13 protein-coding genes are annotated in these 16367 nt (G+C 75.3%); 8 read left to right on the plus strand and 5 right to left on the minus strand.

The window, feature by feature from the left end:
* Nucleotides 1-37: 37 nt before the first annotated feature.
* Together ACFV1L_RS05505 and ACFV1L_RS05510 are read right to left on the minus strand one after the other, a co-directional pair.
* Nucleotides 38-1267 carry a Dyp-type peroxidase gene (locus ACFV1L_RS05505; protein ID WP_380363142.1) on the minus strand — a complete coding sequence of 410 codons (1230 nt, stop codon included), beginning with the start codon at nucleotides 1265-1267 and terminating at the stop codon, nucleotides 38-40.
* A gap of 8 nt (nucleotides 1268-1275) precedes the next feature.
* Entirely contained in the window at nucleotides 1276-1854 is a 579-nt protein-coding gene (locus ACFV1L_RS05510; protein WP_380363143.1) for a copper chaperone PCu(A)C, read from the minus strand.
* 130 nt (nucleotides 1855-1984) lie between these two features.
* Between ACFV1L_RS05510 and ACFV1L_RS05515 the strand changes: the two genes are divergently transcribed.
* The gene (locus ACFV1L_RS05515) at nucleotides 1985-2542 is read left to right on the plus strand and encodes a copper resistance protein CopC (protein WP_380363145.1); all 558 of its coding nucleotides are present in this window, start codon (nucleotides 1985-1987) and stop codon (nucleotides 2540-2542) included.
* A 19-nt stretch (nucleotides 2543-2561) separates the two neighbouring features.
* Here the strand turns inward: ACFV1L_RS05515 and ACFV1L_RS05520 are convergent, their stop codons facing one another.
* Nucleotides 2562-3854 (minus strand): nucleotide sugar dehydrogenase, encoded by a 1293-nt coding sequence (locus ACFV1L_RS05520; protein WP_380363147.1) that lies wholly within the window; start codon nucleotides 3852-3854, stop codon nucleotides 2562-2564.
* Nucleotides 3855-4388: 534 nt separating this feature from the next.
* Between ACFV1L_RS05520 and mfd the strand changes: the two genes are divergently transcribed.
* Nucleotides 4389-8021: a transcription-repair coupling factor gene (gene mfd, locus ACFV1L_RS05525; protein ID WP_380363149.1), complete on the plus strand. Its 3633-nt coding sequence runs from the start codon at nucleotides 4389-4391 to the stop codon at nucleotides 8019-8021.
* A 193-nt stretch (nucleotides 8022-8214) separates the two neighbouring features.
* On the opposite strand, the gene ACFV1L_RS05530 is transcribed toward mfd, so the two are convergent.
* Nucleotides 8215-8811, minus strand: coding sequence for a DUF4352 domain-containing protein (locus tag ACFV1L_RS05530; protein WP_380363151.1), 597 nt, complete (start codon nucleotides 8809-8811; stop codon nucleotides 8215-8217).
* Nucleotides 8812-8991: 180 nt separating this feature from the next.
* Between ACFV1L_RS05530 and ACFV1L_RS05535 the strand changes: the two genes are divergently transcribed.
* From ACFV1L_RS05535 to ACFV1L_RS05550, 4 genes are all read left to right on the plus strand, one after another.
* Nucleotides 8992-11070: an N-6 DNA methylase gene (locus tag ACFV1L_RS05535; RefSeq protein ID WP_380363152.1), complete on the plus strand. Its 2079-nt coding sequence runs from the start codon at nucleotides 8992-8994 to the stop codon at nucleotides 11068-11070.
* A gap of 105 nt (nucleotides 11071-11175) precedes the next feature.
* Nucleotides 11176-11754, plus strand: a complete 579-nt coding sequence (locus ACFV1L_RS05540; protein WP_380363154.1) for a hypothetical protein — start codon at nucleotides 11176-11178, stop codon at nucleotides 11752-11754.
* Nucleotides 11751-13334, plus strand: coding sequence for a protein kinase (locus ACFV1L_RS05545; protein ID WP_380363156.1), 1584 nt, complete (start codon nucleotides 11751-11753; stop codon nucleotides 13332-13334). The genes ACFV1L_RS05540 and ACFV1L_RS05545 overlap by 4 nt, the downstream gene beginning before the upstream one ends.
* 203 nt (nucleotides 13335-13537) lie before the next feature.
* Entirely contained in the window at nucleotides 13538-14164 is a 627-nt protein-coding gene (locus tag ACFV1L_RS05550; RefSeq protein ID WP_380363158.1) for a SurA N-terminal domain-containing protein, read from the plus strand.
* Between the two features lie 36 nt (nucleotides 14165-14200).
* Here ACFV1L_RS05550 and ACFV1L_RS05555 read toward each other — a convergent pair whose 3' ends face one another.
* Nucleotides 14201-14392, minus strand: coding sequence for a hypothetical protein (locus ACFV1L_RS05555; RefSeq protein ID WP_380363160.1), 192 nt, complete (start codon nucleotides 14390-14392; stop codon nucleotides 14201-14203).
* A gap of 207 nt (nucleotides 14393-14599) precedes the next feature.
* Here ACFV1L_RS05555 and ACFV1L_RS05560 point away from each other — a divergent pair, with 207 nt between their 5' ends.
* Both ACFV1L_RS05560 and ACFV1L_RS05565 read left to right on the plus strand, forming a co-directional pair.
* Complete coding sequence (locus ACFV1L_RS05560; RefSeq protein ID WP_380363161.1) at nucleotides 14600-15583, plus strand: LuxR C-terminal-related transcriptional regulator; 984 nt, start codon at nucleotides 14600-14602, stop codon at nucleotides 15581-15583.
* Nucleotides 15584-15745: 162 nt separating this feature from the next.
* A complete protein-coding gene (locus ACFV1L_RS05565; protein ID WP_380363162.1) occupies nucleotides 15746-16159 on the plus strand; it encodes a hypothetical protein in 414 nt (137 codons plus the stop codon).
* The last annotated feature ends 208 nt before the right edge of the window (nucleotides 16160-16367 follow it).

Here is a 16367-nt window from a genome sequence, read left to right on the forward strand (position 1 = left end):
CGGCAGCAGCAGTCGCACGGGGCGGAGCCGTCCCGGGTCAGCCGAGCAGGCGCTCGCCGATCCAGCCGCCCGGTGCGCAGCCCGGCGGGACGGCGAAGACCGCGGACCCGATCGGGGTGGTCCACTGGTTGAGCTGGTCGGCAGCGGCCAGGGCGCGCTGGACGGGCAGGAACTGCTCGGCGATGTCCCGCTGGAAGGACGCGAACAGCAGGCCGGTGTCCGGCGTGCCGTCCGCGGCCGGGGCGTCGTCGTAGTTGTACGGGCGGCGGAAGATGCGCTGCGCGGGGTCGGCCACGCGGGCCCGTCGGATGTGCGCGAACTCCGGAATGACCGGGAGGCCGAGCGCGTCCTGGGCGTCGAAGTCGGGCTCGTCGTGCTCGGCGGTGCCGGTGAGCGGGGCGCCGGTGCCGAGGGTCCGGCCGACCGAGAACTCCTTGGCCCTGGTGTCGGCGAGGTCCCAGGTCTCCAACTCCATCCGGATGCGGCGCAGGACCAGGGTGGTGCCGCCGCGCAGCCACTCCGGGCCGGCGTCGGTCCACACCGCGCGGGCGAAGACCTCGCTGTCGGGCGGCGGGTTGACGGTGCCGTCGACCTGGCCCATCAGGTTGCGCTGGGTGGTGGCGTCGCCCTGCATGCCGCGGCCGTTGCGGAAGCCGCGCTGCGCCCAGCGCAGCCGGGCGAAGGAGCGGGCGTCCTTGATCAGCATCCGCTGGGCGTGCGCGACGGTGAGCGGGTCGTCGGCGCAGATCTGGATCAGCAGGTCGCCGCCGCACCACCGGTCCTGGAGCCGGTCGATGGCGAACGGCGGCAGCGGTTCGAGCGAGGCGGGCCGCCGGTCGTCGAGCCCGGCCGCCCGGAACAGGCCCGGACCGAACCCGAAGGTGACGGTCAACCTGGCCGGCAGCGCGGCGAGCTCGGCCTCGGTGTCGGCGAGCGCCGGCTCGCCGCGGGTGAGCCGGACGGCGTCGTCGGTGAGCAGCCGCATCATCCGGCCGAGGGCCGCGCGGTCGGTCCCGTCGTGCAGGTCGAGGCCGAGGAACGCGGCGTGCGCCTGCGCGGGCGTCTCGATCCCGGCCTGGTGCGGCCCGTGGAAGGCGACGGTCTGCCGGCCGAACGCGGGCGGCTGCGGGCGGGCGTCACCGCGGGCGTCACCGCGGGCGGCGGTGCCGGCGGCGGCACCGGCGAGCGCGCCGCCGAGGGCGAGGGCGCCACCGGCGGCCAGCAGCCGGCGGCGGCCCACGGCCGGGGTGGTGGGGCTGGTGTCCATGGCGGGGATCAGCCCTTCGCCATGCCGGGGGTGTAGTCCTCCTTGCCACCCGCGAACGCCTTGGCGACGGCGGCGAACTTCACCGTCCGGCCGTCGTCCAGGGTCAGCGTCACGGTGGCCTCGTCGCCCGGCTTCAGGGGCTGGTTCAGGCCCATCAGCATGATGTGGTCGGCGCCCGGCTTCAGCTCGTGGCCGGCCCCGGGCGGGACGACGAAGCCGCCCGCCTTCGGGCGCATGGCGGGTTTGCCGTCCACGTCCGCGACCTCGTGCAGCTCGGTCTTCGCCGACACCGTGGACGTGCCGGACACCACGGTGAGCGGGGCGCCGGTGGTGTTCACCAGGGTGCCGAACACGCCCGTCATGCCGGAGTCGGAGGCCTTCACCCACGGGTCCTTGACCGTCACCGGCTCCGTGACGGCCGCGACGGCCGCCTTGGGGGAGCCCTGGTCCGAGGCCGGGGACGGGTCGTCGGCACCGCAGGCGACGAGGGCGGACAGGGATATCGCCCCGGCCGTCGCGGCGACGACGAGCCTGCGGAGACGGGGGAGGCGGCGGCCGGGGGCGGCGGTGATCGGCATGGCGGGCATCGGCTTTCGGTTCGGTTGCGGGTCGCGTCCCGCAGACACCGCAGTGGTCGGGCCGGGTTGGCGGGAAGTTCCCGGGAGTTCGCGGCGGGACGGTGGGAACCTCCCGGCCGCCGCGGACGACGACTGCCTCGTGAAGCCCCGAGTCCTCTCCCGTCCGGCGGCGCTGCTGCTCGCCGCGCTGTTCGCCCTGACACCCGCGGCGCCGGCGCGGGCGCACGCCCAACTGCTCGCCTCGGACCCGGTCGCGGACTCCGCGGTGCCCGCGGCGCCCGAGGCGGTCACGTTGACCTTCGACGGCCCGGTGCAGCCCGGCCTCACCACCGTCGCGGTCGTCGGCACCGACGGGAAGGCGTACGCGGACGGCACGCCGACCGTCGCCGGCCACCAGGTGCGGCAGAAGCTCGGCCGCCTGCCGCAGGGCCGGATCCAGGTGACCTGGCGGACCGTCGCCGCCGACGGCGCTCCCCTCCAGGGCCGGTTCGCGTTCACCCACACCGACCCGGGCGCGCCCACCCAGCCGCCCGCCCGCCCGGAGGCGCCCCCGGCCGCTCCGCGGGCGACGACCGCCGGCGAGGCCGGCGGCCCGGGCGCGTGGGTGTGGTGGACGGCGGCCGGGGCGCTGTCGGCGGTGGCGGCGACCGCCGTGACGGTGCTGGCGCGCCGGACGGCCGGCGGGCCGGGGCGGTGAGCCGGGCACCCGCCCGGTGTCAGAGCACCTCGACCGCGGCCCCCGTCAGGCGGCGGCGGCAGTCCAGCACGTAGCGGGCGTGGGCGGTGACGGCGGCGTAGTCGAACTCGTCGTGGTCGGCGAGCAGGACGACCGCGTCGGCGGCGGCCAGTTCCTCCGGGGTGGCGTCGACCCGGCGGACGGCCGCGAGCGGGCCGGCGTCGTGGTCGGGGGTGCGCTGCTCGGGGACGTGGACGCCGGCGACCACGTGCGGGTCGGCGGCGCGGACCTCGGCGCCCTGGCGGGTGAGGAGCTCGACGATCCGGGCGGCGGGGGTCTCCCGCGCGTCGCCGGTGTTCTTCTTGTACGCCAGGCCGAGCAGCAGCACCCGGGAGCCGTTGACCGCCCGGCGGCGCTGGTTGAGCGCCTCGGCGAGGCGGCGGACCACGTAGTCCGGCATGTGGCTGTTGACGTCGTTGGCGAGTTCGACGAACCGGAAGGACTGGCCGAGCGCCCGCTCCACCCGCCAGGACAGGTACGACGGGTCGATCGGCAGGCAGTGGCCGCCGACGCCCGGGCCGGGGGTGAACCGCAGGAAGCCGAACGGCTTGGTGGAGGCCGCGTCGATGGCCTCCCAGACGTCGATGCCGAGGTCGTGGGCGAACATCGCCAGCTCGTTGACCAGCGCGATGTTGACGTGCCGGAAGGTGTTCTCCAGCAGCTTGGTCAGTTCGGCCTCCTTGCAGGAGGAGACCGGCACCGTCCGCTCCACCAGCTGCCCGTAGAAGCCGGCCACGGCGGCCAGGCCCTCGGCCGTGGTGCCGGAGACCACCTTCGGGGTGTTCTCCAGCTTCCACACCGGGTTGCCCGGGTCGATCCGCTCGGGGCTGTAGCCCAGGTGGAAGTCGGGTCCGGCCCGCAGCCCGGAGCCGGCCTCCAGCAGCGGGGCCAGCAGCTCCTCGGTGGTGCCCGGGTAGGTGGTGGACTCCAGCACCACCGTCGCCCCCGGCGTCAGGTGTCGGCCCAGCAGCTTCGCGGACGCCTCGATGTACGACAGGTCCGGCACGCCGTCGCGCAGCGGGGTCGGAACGGTGATCACCGCGACGTCGAAGCCCGCCACGTCGGACGGGTCGGCGGTCGGCAGGTAGCGGCCGGAGTCCAGCAGCGGGCGCAGCCGGTCGCCCGGGACGTCCTCGACGTACGACTCGGCGAGGGCCAGCCGCTTGATCCGGCGTTCGTCCACGTCGTACCCGACCACCCGGTGGCCGACCTCCGCGGCGCGGACCGCCAGTGGGAGGCCGACATAGCCCTGACCTGCGATGACGACACGCATGACGAATCAACCCCCTGGAACGAACGCGGTGTCCCCACACCTTCTTCACACGAGGGTACGGAGCGCCGCCCGCAGCGCGTGGCGCTTCGCGGGAAGTGGCCGGGGGCGGGTGGAAGCACGGCGACGCCGAGACCTCGCGGCGCCCGCCCCCGGGGCGGCCGCCGCGAGTCCCGGCGTGAGTGGCACGGGCGCCCCCACCCAGGGTCGCCCGGCCTTCGCACTCCCGACCCCCATCGAGGTGCGATCGCGCCGCCGCAGCCATCCCCCACGGTTGGATGCGGCCCGCGCTGTGTTCCATCCTGCGCGGCCACCATGGACGGGCAGTGACAGGAGTGTGTCGACTGCATGATCTCTGGACGAGCCCGTACGGATACCGGAGAGTCGCCCCGGCGCCGCCGACCCGGTACGCCGCGCCGCGTGACCGGTCCCGGCGCGGCGTAGGCTGGACACCCCCCGGGCGCACCGCGCTCCGGGACTGTCGCGCTGCCCGGCCCCCGGTGCCGGGCCCACTCCCCGCCGTGGAGAACTTGACGTATGAGCCTGTCCGGACTGCTCGATGTCGTCGTACGGGACGCCGCACTCGCCGAGGCGATCGAAGCGGCGGCCACGGGGCACAGGCAGCACCTCGACCTGGTCGGACCCCCCGCCGCCCGGCCGTTCGCCATCGCGGCGCTGGCCCGCTCGCTGGCCGCCCGGGCCGGCGAGAGCGGCCGCCCGGTCCTCGCGGTGACCGCCACCGGGCGGGAGGCCGAGGACCTCGCCGCCTCGCTGCGCTCCCTGCTGCCGCCCGACGCGGTCGCCGAGTTCCCGGCCTGGGAGACGCTGCCGCACGAGCGGCTCTCCCCGCGCTCCGACACCGTCGGCCGCCGCCTCGCCGTGCTGCGCCGCATCGTCCACCCCAGGGCCGACGATCCTGCGGCCGGCCCGGTGCAGGTGGTGGTCGCCCCGGTGCGCAGCGTGCTGCAGCCGCAGGTGAAGGGCCTGGCCGAACTGGAGCCGGTGGCGCTGCAGCGCGGCGAGCAGCACGACCTGGAGGAGGTCTCCCGCCGGCTGGCGGCCGCCGCCTACGCCCGGGTCGAACTGGTCGAGAAGCGCGGCGAGTTCGCGGTGCGCGGCGGCATCCTGGACGTCTTCCCGCCGACCGAGGAGCACCCGCTGCGGGTGGAGTTCTGGGGCGACGACGTCGAGGAGATCCGCTACTTCAAGGTCGCCGACCAGCGTTCGCTGGAGATCGCCGAGCACGGCCTGTGGGCGCCGCCCTGCCGGGAGCTGCTGCTGACCGCCGAGGTGCGCGCCAAGGCCGCCGAACTGGCGGCGCAGCACCCCGAGTTGGGCGAGATCCTGGACAAGATCGCGCAGGGCGTCGCGGTCGAGGGCATGGAGTCGCTGGCCCCGGTGCTGGTCGACGACATGGAGCTGCTGCTCGACGTGCTGCCGGCCGGCTCGATCGCCGTGGTCTGCGACCCCGAGCGGGTCCGCACCCGGGCCGCCGACCTGGTCGCCACCAGCCAGGAGTTCCTGGCCGCGTCCTGGGTCGCCGCCGCCGCGGGCGCCGACCGGCCGATCGACCTGGAGGCGATCGACGTCTCCGCCGCCTCGCTGTGGTCGCTGGCCGACGTCCGCGAGCACGCCGCCGAGATCGGGCTGCCCTGGTGGTCCGTCAGCCCGTTCGCCACCAGCGACTCCACGGTGTCCGAGGTCCTCGCCCGCGGCGGGGCCGATGCCTGGCACGGCGACGCCGACACGCTGACCCTCGGCATGCACGCCGTCGAGGCGTACCGGGGCGACACCGCGCGGGCGATCGACGACGTGCGGCAGCGGCTGGCCGCCGACTGGCGGGTGGTGCTGGTGACCGAGGGCCACGGCCCGGCGTCCCGGCTCGCCGAGGTGCTCGGCAACGAGGGCATCCCGGCCCGGCTGGTCGCCGACCTCGCCGAGGCCCCCACCAGGGACGTCGTCCACGTCTCCTGCGGCTCGATCGAGCACGGCTTCGTCGACGAGGCCCTCAGGCTCACCGTCGTCACCGAGACCGACCTGTCCGGCCAGAAGTCCTCCACCAAGGACATGCGCCGGATGCCGTCCCGCCGCCGCAACGCCATCGACCCGCTGGCGCTGGCCGCCGGCGACTACGTGGTGCACGAGCAGCACGGCGTCGGCCGGTACGTGGAGATGGTGCAGCGCACCGTGCAGGGTGCCACCCGCGAGTACCTGGTGCTGGAGTACGCGCCGGCGAAGCGCGGCCACCCCGGCGACCGGCTCTTCGTGCCCACCGACCAGCTCGACCAGGTCACCAAGTACGTGGGCGGCGAGGCCCCGACCCTGCACCGCCTCGGCGGCGCGGACTGGGCGAAGACCAAGCAGCGCGCCAAGAAGGCGGTCAAGGAGATCGCCGCCGACCTGATCAAGCTGTACTCGGCGCGGATGGCCGCGCCCGGCCACGCCTTCGGCCAGGACACCCCCTGGCAGCGGGAGTTGGAGGACGCCTTCCCGTACGCCGAGACCCCCGACCAGCTGACCACCATCGCCGAGGTCAAGGCGGACATGGAGAAGTCCGTCCCGATGGACCGGCTGATCTGCGGCGACGTCGGCTACGGCAAGACCGAGATCGCCGTCCGGGCGGCCTTCAAGGCCGTGCAGGACGGCAAGCAGGTCGCGGTGCTGGTGCCGACCACGCTGCTGGTGCAGCAGCACTACTCGACCTTCGCGGAGCGGTACGCGAACTTCCCGGTCAACGTGAAAGCGCTGTCCCGCTTCCAGACCGACACCGAGGCGAAGGCCGTCCTGGAGGGCCTGTTCGAGGGCTCGGTGGACGTGGTCATCGGCACCCACCGGCTGTTCTCGTCGGAGACCCGGTTCAAGGACCTCGGCCTGGTCATCGTCGACGAGGAGCAGCGCTTCGGCGTCGAGCACAAGGAGCAGCTGAAGAAGCTGCGCGCCAACGTCGACGTGCTCACCATGTCCGCCACCCCGATCCCGCGCACCCTGGAGATGGCGGTCACCGGCATCCGCGAGATGTCCACCATCACCACCCCGCCCGAGGAGCGCCACCCCGTCCTCACCTTCGTCGGACCGTACGACGAGAAGCAGATCTCCGCCGCGATCCGGCGCGAACTGCTGCGCGAGGGCCAGGTGTTCTACATCCACAACCGGGTCGAGTCGATCGACAAGGCCGCCGCCCGGCTCAAGGACCTGGTGCCCGAGGCGCGGATCGCCACCGCGCACGGGCAGATGGGGGAGACCCAGCTGGAGAAGGTCGTCGTCGACTTCTGGGAGAAGGAGTTCGACGTCCTGGTCTCCACCACCATCGTGGAATCCGGCATCGACATCTCCAACGCCAACACCCTGATCGTCGAACGCGGCGACACCTTCGGCCTCTCCCAGCTCCACCAGCTCCGCGGCCGGGTCGGCCGCGGACGCGAACGCGGCTACGCGTACATGCTGTACCCGCCGGAGAAGCCGCTGACCGAGACCGCGCACGAGCGCCTCGCCACCATCGCCCAGCACACCGAGATGGGCGCCGGCATGTACGTCGCCATGAAGGACCTGGAGATCCGCGGCGCGGGCAACCTGCTCGGCGGCGAACAGTCCGGCCACATCGCCGGCGTCGGCTTCGACCTCTACATGCGGATGGTCGGCGAGGCCGTCGCCGACTTCCGCCAGTCCCTGGAGGCCGGCGGTGCCGAGCCGGAGGAGGAGCCGCTCGAAGTCAAGATCGAGCTGCCGGTCGACGCGCACGTCCCGCACGACTACGCGCCCGGCGAGCGGCTGCGGCTCCAGGCGTACCGGTCGATCGCGGCCGTCAACTCGGAGGCCGACATCGCACAGGTCCGCGAGGAGCTGACGGACCGCTACGGCAAGCTGCCCGAACCGGTGGAGAACCTGCTGCTGGTGGCCGGCCTGCGACTGTTCGCGCGGCGCTGCGGCATCGGGGACATCACCCTGCAGGGCGCGTTCGTCCGCTTCGGACCCGTCGACCTGCGCGAGTCCCAGCAACTCCGGCTGAACCGGCTCTACCCCCGCACCCAGATCAAGTCCGCGGCCCGGCAGCTCCTGGTGCCCCGGCCCAGCTCCGGCGGCCGCATCGGCGGAAAGCCGCTGGTGGGGCGGGAGTTGCTGTCCTGGTGCACGGAGTTCCTGAGCACCATGTTCGACGATCTGAAGCGGTAGGAGCGCACAGCCGGAGAGAGCACCACCAGGGGCGCGGGGAACTGCGCGAGGCGGGAGGCATCCGCCTGCAAGGTCGCGACGAGGGCAATGACCTGCACTTGATCGCGACCTCGCCGGCGTTCACTCCTTGCTCGCGCAGTTCCCACGCGCCCCTGTTGCCGCGCCCGCGTGCCTTTCGTGCCTGCCGGCCTGATTACAGCTTCCACTGGCCGGTCTGCTGGGCGAAGCCGCTGTCCAGGGCGAACTGGATCTTGTCGAGCTTGGCGTCGGCGGGGATCTCGAAGGTGACGAAGCCGAGGGCGGTCTCGCCGGGGGCGATGTTCGCGGGGACGGGGAACTCCGGGCCGGCCTTGGTCTCGGCGACGGTGGAGCCGTAGCCCTGGCCCTGGGCGTCGACGACCTTCGCGCTGTTGGCGGGGGCGTCGGCGTAGGCCGCGCTGCCGGTGGCCTTGATCCGGAACTGGACCGAGACGAAGCGCTTGCCGTCGGCGGCCTTCGTGTACTCGTCCGCGCCTTCCGCGTTGTCGACGACCTTCACCAGCGTGACGTCCGCGGTGTTGGACTTCTCCGTGCCCTTGAGGCCGATCGTGTCGCCGAGCTTGGCCACCGAGCCGGCCGCAGGCTTGTCGGCGGCGGGGGCGGCGGCGGAGCCGCTCGCCGGGGTGGAGGCGGCGGCCTTCGGGGTGGTGGAGACCGAGTTGTCGGGGCCGCAGGCGGTGGTCGCGGCGGCCAGGAGGCAGGCGCCGAGGAGGACGGCGGCGGTGCGGCGGGTGCGGATGCGGACGGACATGGCGGGCTCTCCCCCAGGATTTCTGCGGTGTGCCGGGGTTCCGGCGATGACTCAAGTAAAGCCGCGACTGTGAACAGTGTCAATGATGATTCACGAAACGTCTCTGTTCACGTGTGAACACCTCGGGATAGTCGTCTGGCTATGCTGTGTGGCCACACCACCCGCTGAGGAGGCCCGCGCATGCCGGAGAGTCCCGAGGTCACGGCCGCCGAGATCGCCCGGCTGGCCGGAGTCGGCCGGGCCGCCGTGTCCAACTGGCGCCGCCGGCACACCGACTTCCCGCGGCCCGCAGGCGGCACGGAGACCAGTCCGACGTTCCGGCTCGACCAGGTCGAGCAGTGGCTGCGCGCCCAGGGCAAGCTCGCCGAACTGCCGCTGCTGGAACGGGTGTGGCAGCAGCTGGAGACGCTCCGCGACCCGTCCGGCCCGGCCGTCGCGCCGCTGGTGACGGCCGGTTCGCTGCTGCTCCTGCTGCACCGCCACCCGTCCGTGCGGACCGAGCTCGCCGAACAGCCCGACACCCGGCTGGCCACCGCCCTGCCCAAGGCGCTGCGCCGCACCGTCGGCGCCCTGCTCGGCCCGGACGCGGCGGCGGCCGTCGGGCTGCCGCCGATCGCCGGCGCCACCCACCTGGACCTGGCCCGGCTGCTGGCCCGGCTGACCGCGGAGAGCGCCCCGGCGGCCGCGTACGAGCAGCTGCTGACCAGGTACGCCGAGGCCAACCCCCGTCTGCAGCAGCCGATTCCGGCGGAGACCGCCGACCTGCTGGCCGCCCTGGCCGGTGCGCCGGGGGAGGGCCGGACGGTGCTGGACCCGGCGTGCGGCACCGGCGGCGTGCTGCTGGCCGCCGCGCCCGCCGCGCGCAGCGGGCAGGACGCCGACCCGGGCCTGGCCGGGGTCGCCCTGCTGCGCCTCGCGCTGGCCGCCCCCGCCGACCGTCCCGGCCCGCTGCCCGTGGACGTCCGGACCGGTGACGCGCTGCGCGCCGACGCGTTCCCCGGCCTGGCCGCGGACGCCGTGCTGTGCCGGCCGCCGTACAACGAACGCGACTGGGGCCACGACCAGTTGCAGTACGACAGCCGGTGGCCCGGGGGCGTGGTGCCGCCGCGCGGCGAGTCCGAACTGGCGTGGGTGCTGCACTGCCTGGCGCACACCCGGCCCGGCGGGACGGCCGTGCTGCTGCTGCCGCCGACCGTCGCCTCCCGCCGGGCCGGCCGCCGGGTGCGGGCCGAGCTGGTCCGCTCGGGCGCGCTGCGGGCCGTGGTCGCGCTGCCCGCCGGCGTCGCCCCGCCGTACGGGGTGCCGCTGCACGTCTGGGTGCTGCGCGGTCCGGAGCCCGGCGACGACTTCCGGCACGTGCTGCTGCTGGACTCCGCCGCCGACGGCGGCCGGGAGCGGATCGACCGGGCCGCGCTCCGGAAGGACGTCCTGACGGCGTGGCAGGCGTTCGACGAGGCCGCCCGCACCGGTGCGCCGCTGCCCGCGGACCGGCCCGGCCGATGGCGCGCGGTGCCCGCACTCGACCTGCTCGACGACGAGACCGACCTGACCCCGGCCCGCCACCTGCCCGCCCTGCCCGCCGAGGCCGCCCCCGACGCGCTGACCGGCCTGCGCGACCGCCTGGCCGCCGAACTGGCCAGGCTGGCCGACCTGGACGCCGCGCTGCCCGCCCTCGCCGCCACCGGCGCGGCCGCGCCCCCGCAGGTCGGCATCGGCGAACTAGCCCGCTCCGGCGCGCTGGAGGTGCACTCCTCCGGCCAGGGCGCCCCCGCCCGCCCCGGCGGCCGCACCCCGCTGCTCACCGACCAGGACCTGCAGGCCGCCGCTCCGCCCAGCGCCGCCACGGACGCCGACGACGCCCTGATCGTCCGTCACGGCGACGTGCTGGTACCGGCGTTGGGCGGCGAGGGCGCCCAGGCGGTGCACCCCGGCAGCCCGTACGCGGGCGCGGCGCTCGGGGCCCGGCTGCACCTGCTGCGGCCCGACCCGGCGCTGCTCGACCCGGACTTCCTGGCCGGCCAGCTGCGCGCCACCGGCGCCGGGCGGCGGGCCAGCAGCTACGCGTCCACCACCAGTCGGCTGGACATCCGCCGGGTCGAGGTGCCGCGCGTCCCGGTGGAGCAGCAGCGCGAGCTGGGCGCGGCGTTCCGGCGGCTCGCCGAGTACGAGGCGGCGCTGTCGCGGGCCGCCGCCGAGGCCCGCACGCTGACCCGGGCGCTCACCGACGCGCTCGCCGCCGGTACCGCCGGCCCGGCCTGACGTACCGTCGGGTCCTCCTGCCGGGCGGTGCAGCAGCCTCTCGGCGGGAGGGGCGGGGGAGGTAGCGTGTGCGCAGCACTGCCCCGCCGTCGCCGAGGAGCGTCCATGCCCGCCCGCGCCGTGTCCGGCCCGTACCGGATCTGGGTGACGCTGCTGTGCGCCGCGACACCGGTGCTGACCCTGGGGATCCTCGGCATGGTGCCCTCGGTGGTGCTGGCGGTCGGGCGGCGGCGGCGCGCCGACATCGTCGGCGCGGTCGTCATCGGCCTGATGCAGCTGGTGCTGTTCGTGGAGGTCGGGCTGACCCCCTCGGGCGGGAAGATCAACAACCTGGTCGGGGTGTTCCTGCTGATCCCGCTGTGGATCGGCACGCCCGTGCACTTCCTGCTGATGAACCAGCGCCGCTTCTGGCCGCAGCCCGCCACCCCGCCGCCGGGGTACGGGTACCCGGGCCACCCCGCGACCGGCGTCACCCACCCGTACGAGCTGCCGTACCCGCGGACCGCTCCGTACCCGCAGGCCGGCCCGTACCCGGCGCCGCCCGCCCCCTTCCCGGGCGTCGCGACGCCGCCGCCCGCCGCTCCGCAGGCCGGGCCGACCGGGGCGACGGGGGCGACCGGGGCCGCGGAGCTGCGGGAACTCGGCGAGCTGCTGCGCCGTCAGGCCGGGGACGGGCAGCCGTGAACCGCACCGTCGGCGGGCGGTACCTGCTCGACGTGAAGATCGGGCACGGCGGCATGGGGCAGGTGTGGGCGGCCCGGGACCAGCAGTTGGGCCGGCCCGTCGCGGTGAAGCTGCTGCGCACCGACGCGGTGCCGTACCCGTCCGGGCGCGGCGACAGCCAGGGCGACCTGCTGCGGCAGCGGTTCCTGCGCGAGTGCCGGATCGGCGCGTCCCTGGACCACCCCGGGCTGGTCACCGTGTACGACGCGGGCGCCGACGGCGACGAGCTGTACCTGGTGATGCAGCGCGTCCCCGGGCTGAGCCTGGCCGACCTGATCGCCGAGGAGGGCCCGCTCGGCATCGACCGGGCCGTCGCCGTCGCCGGGCAGCTGTGCGCCGCGCTGGCCGCCGTGCACGGGGCGCGGGTGGTCCACCGGGACCTGAAACCGAGCAACGTGATGGTCCGTCCGGACGGGCGGGTGGTGCTGCTCGACCTGGGCATCGCCGCCGCGCTCGACCCCGGCGCCACCCGGCTCACCCTCACCGGAAGCCCGATCGGCAGCCCCGCCTACATGGCCCCCGAACAGGCCATGGCCGCCGACACCGACCGGCGCAGCGACCTGTACGCGCTCGGCTGCATGCTGCACGAGATGCTGGCCGGCGGTCCGCCGTTCCCCGCGCCGACCGCGCTCGGCGTGCTGCGCCGCCAGGTCGACGACCCGCCGCAGCCGCTGCGCGCGCTGCGGGCCGAAGTCCCCGCCGTGCTGGAGGCGCTGGTGCTGCGGCTGCTCGCCAAGCAGCCGGACCGGCGGCCCGCCGACGCCGCCGAGGTGCACGCCGAGCTGCTGCCGCTGCTGCCCGCGCCGACCGGCCGGCCGCGCACCCGGCTGCCCGCCGTCCCCGACCCGGCCGACCCGTACCGCTACCCGTACCAGCCGACGCACCTCGACCCACCGTCGGCGCCGTTGTCGGCCGGGCCGGTTCCGCCGCCCGTCCCGCCGCCGGTTCCGCCGCCCGTCGCGCCGCCCGAGCAGGAGACGCTGGCCGGGGCCTGCGCCAGGCTGTCCGACCTGGTCGCGGCCGGCCGGCACACCGAGGTGCTCGACCTGTCCGCCCGACTGCTGCCCCGGGCCGTCGCCGAACAGGGCGAGGCCGCGCCGCTGGTGCACACCGTGCGCGCGATCCGGGCCCGGACCCTGCTCGCCGAGCGCCAGTGGGGCGAGGCGCTGCCCGAGCTGCGCCTGCTGGCCGCCACCGCCGCCGCGGAACGCGGCCCGCACGACCCGGCCGCGCTCGACCACCGCCGCCACGCCGCCCGCTGCCTGGAGCAGTTGGGCCTGGCCCACGACGCCCTCGCCGAGTACCGGGCCGTCCTCGCCGTCCTGCCGCCCGGCTCCCCGCACGTCCCCGAGCTGCGCGAACGCATCGGCGTGCTGCTCGCCGCCACCGGCCACGCCGAGACCGCCTGGCAGACCCTGCTCGAACTGCTCCTGGAGACCGAGCGCCGCCACGGCCCGCACCACCCCGACGTCCGCCGCCTGCGAGCCCACCTCGAACAGCTCGGCGCGCAGCGCACCACCACCAACCCGTACGCGACCTGACGCCGGGCCCCGGCGCGGCGCCCACCGGAACGGACCCGGCCGAGTCGGCGAGCAGTGTGCGGAGGCAGGTGCGACGGGGCGCGACCCCGGACGGCCGACCGTGCGCGCGGGGTCTGGCACCCGGGGGCGGGGCTCCCTATTGTTCGTCCCAGCCACGTACGCGAAGCACCACCGGAACGCGCTCCACCGACCAGGAGGCCCCAGTGATCCGCACCAGCTCCGTCCGCCGACTGCGTGCCGCCATCGGCGTCGCGGTCGCCGCCGCCGCACTCTCCGCCTGCGGCGGGGCACCGGCGCACCAGGGAGCCGCCGCCGTGGTCGGCGACGAGAGGATCAGCATCGCGCAGGTGGAGGCGCGGGTGTCGGCGGTCCGCGAGGGCGGCACCGCGCAGGCCGGCGCGCAGCCGAACGAACAGCCCGGGCTGGCCCGGCACGCGGTGTCCGAGCTGATCCTCGACAAGGTCATCGACCGGGCGCTGGCGGACCGCCGGCTCACCGTCAGCGCGAGCGAGATCGGCGCCGCCCGGTCCGCGGACGTCCGCACCGTCGGCGGCGACGCCAAGCTGATCGAACTGCTGCGCACCAAGCAGGGCGTCCCCGCCAACGCCGTCGACGACTTCTACCGGCAGCAGATCGGCCTCACCAAGCTGGCCGGCGGCCAGGACCCGAACGGTCCCGACGGCGACGCGGCGATCCGCAAGGCGCTGGTGGAGGCCGGCACCGCCCTGCACATCGAGGTCAACCCCCGCTACGGGACCTGGGACACCACCCGGATCGGCCTCGCCGACACGCAGGACGACTGGCTGCCGCGCAGCGTCCGCACGCTCTGACCCGGCACCCGGCCCCGCCCGCCGGCGGGGCCGGGATCAGTACAGCTCCGGCTGGCACAGCGGCAGTTCGCAGCTGCCGCCCCACGACGTGTCGCCGGCCGGCGTCGCCCCGTCCGCCCGGACCGCCGCCGACGCGCCCGGCTGCACCGCCGCGACCACCGCGGGGGCCGCCCCGGCGAGGGCGAGCAGCAGACCGGCGAACGCGACGGTGCGAGCGAACCGCTTCATGGCGAAGTCCTCCTGAGGGTGGGGAAGAAGAGTGGGGATCCTGCTGCCCGGGTCCCCGTTCGGGGCCCGGCGCCCTGGCAACTAGCATGGCGACCCCGAGGTGCCCGAACCATCGGTCGGCCACCTCACCAACTGCTCTGGCAGCAAGATGACCGGGGGACGAAAATGGACCTGTCGGCCCAAACTCCGTGCACCGGAGCCGAGTTCGTGCCCGATCCGGCCGACGCCGCGGCCTACGCCTGGGTGCTGGAGCACGGCCGCCTCGACCCCGCCGCGCTGGCCGCCCACCTCGGCCGCCAGGGCCTCGACCCGGCCGCCGCCGCCACCGCCCTGGACCGCCTGACGTCCTGGCAGCTGCTCCAGCCCGACCCCGCCGACCCCGGACGCTGCCGGGCCCTGCCCCCGCAGACCGCGATCGCCGCGCTGGCCGCCCCCGTCGAGGCCGCGATCCAGCGCAGCCGCGCCGAACTCGCCCACCGCCAGGCCCAGGTGGCCGGCTTCCTGCCCTACCACCGCCAGGCCGCCCGGGAGACCGACGGCGCCGAGATCGAGGTGATCGCCGACCTCCAGGACGTCCGCGCAGCCCTCGACCGGGCCTCCGCCGAATGCCGCAGCGAGGTGCTCACCAGCCAGCCCGGCGGCGGCTCCCGCGTCCCCGCCGCGATGGAGGAGGCGCTGCGCCGGGACCGCGCCCTGCTCGGCCGGGGCGTCCGGATGCGCACCCTGTACCACCACACCGCCCGCTTCAACGGCCCCAGCCAGGCCTACGTGGAAGCCGCCACCGCCCTCGGCGCCGAGTACCGCACCGCGCACGAGCTGTTCGGCCGGCTCATCGTCTTCGACCGCGAACTCGCCTTCCTCCCGCTCAGCGACGGCACCTGGGGCGCGGTGGTGGTCCGCCAGGAGGCCCTGCTCGCCTACCTGTGCGGCATCTTCGAACAGGCCTGGACGCTCGCCCGCCCGTTCGCCGCCGCCGCCGAGGACGGCCTCGAACAGGTCTCCCAGGAACTCGACCGCACCATCGTGCGGATGCTCGCCGCCGGCCTCAAGGACGAGGCCATCGCCCGCCGCCTGGGCATGTCGCTGCGCACCGCGCGCCGCCACATCGCCGACATCATGGACGAGTTGGGTGCCGAGAGCCGCTTCCAGGCCGGCGTCGCCGCCGCCCGGGCCGGCCTGCTCGACGACTGACCGTCCCGCCCCCGCCTGTCACGTGGTCCCGTTACCGGCCGTCCGTTACCGGGCCTCCGGGACCGGCATTCCGTGACTGTCCGTCAATCCCGCCGCGCCGCACCATTGGTGTCAGCGGGGCACACCGGGCCCCACCGGGACAGCGGAGACGGAGGCGAAGACATGCAGTGGGGACAGGACGAAGAACGTCCGGCCGACCCGGAGAGCGAGGTCGTCGCCTTCCTGAACCGCCGCCTCGGCACCGGCCCGGCCCTGCTCTGGACCGACGGCGAACAGCCCGACGGCAACCCGCCGGGCACCGGCCCGACACACGGCGCGGCCCGCTGGGCCGACACCCTGCGTCACCACCTCGGCCGCCCCGTCGAACCCGCCCGGCAGCTGACCGCCCCGGAGGACGGCAGCCTGCTGCTCTTCCAGCACCACGGCGGCAGCCGGGTCAGGCTCACCGGCACCGCGACCCACCAGGACGTCCGACTCCGCCCCGGCCACTGGCTGCTGCTGCCCCCGGGCTGCGGCTGCGACCTCCAGTGCCGCCCCGGTGCCGAGCCCCTGGCCCTGCGGATCCCCACCGCCTGACCCTCCCGCACCACCGGCCGCACCCCGGAGCACACACGCCCCGCGCGGCCCGATTCCTCCCGATTCATCCACCTCTCTCTCCAAGGAGTCCTGTCATGGGTGTTCAGAGCACCGAGTCCGCGTCGAAGTTCGCCGTCCTGGCCCGTCAGGCGGCGCTGTCGGTGGCGGTGGCCGCTGCGGTGGGTGGTGCGGTGTTCGCGCCGGCTGG

The sequence above is a fragment of the Kitasatospora sp. NPDC059646 genome, assembly GCF_042734615.1.
GTDB lineage: Bacteria > Actinomycetota > Actinomycetes > Streptomycetales > Streptomycetaceae > Kitasatospora.

What these genes read in the sequence shown, in the direction of transcription:
- ACFV1L_RS05555 (WP_380363160.1), bottom strand. Translation starts at nt 14,392, where the DNA reads ATGAAGCGGTTCGCTCGCACCGTCGCGTTCGCCGGTCTGCTGCTCGCC.
- ACFV1L_RS05535 (WP_380363152.1), top strand. Translation starts at nt 8,992, where the DNA reads ATGCCGGAGAGTCCCGAGGTCACGGCCGCCGAGATCGCCCGGCTGGCC.
- ACFV1L_RS05565 (WP_380363162.1), top strand. Translation starts at nt 15,746, where the DNA reads ATGCAGTGGGGACAGGACGAAGAACGTCCGGCCGACCCGGAGAGCGAG.
- ACFV1L_RS05530 (WP_380363151.1), bottom strand. Translation starts at nt 8,811, where the DNA reads ATGTCCGTCCGCATCCGCACCCGCCGCACCGCCGCCGTCCTCCTCGGC.
- ACFV1L_RS05520 (WP_380363147.1), bottom strand. Translation starts at nt 3,854, where the DNA reads ATGCGTGTCGTCATCGCAGGTCAGGGCTATGTCGGCCTCCCACTGGCG.
- ACFV1L_RS05510 (WP_380363143.1), bottom strand. Translation starts at nt 1,854, where the DNA reads ATGCCCGCCATGCCGATCACCGCCGCCCCCGGCCGCCGCCTCCCCCGT.
- ACFV1L_RS05505 (WP_380363142.1), bottom strand. Translation starts at nt 1,267, where the DNA reads ATGGACACCAGCCCCACCACCCCGGCCGTGGGCCGCCGCCGGCTGCTG.
- ACFV1L_RS05540 (WP_380363154.1), top strand. Translation starts at nt 11,176, where the DNA reads ATGCCCGCCCGCGCCGTGTCCGGCCCGTACCGGATCTGGGTGACGCTG.
- mfd (WP_380363149.1), top strand. Translation starts at nt 4,389, where the DNA reads ATGAGCCTGTCCGGACTGCTCGATGTCGTCGTACGGGACGCCGCACTC.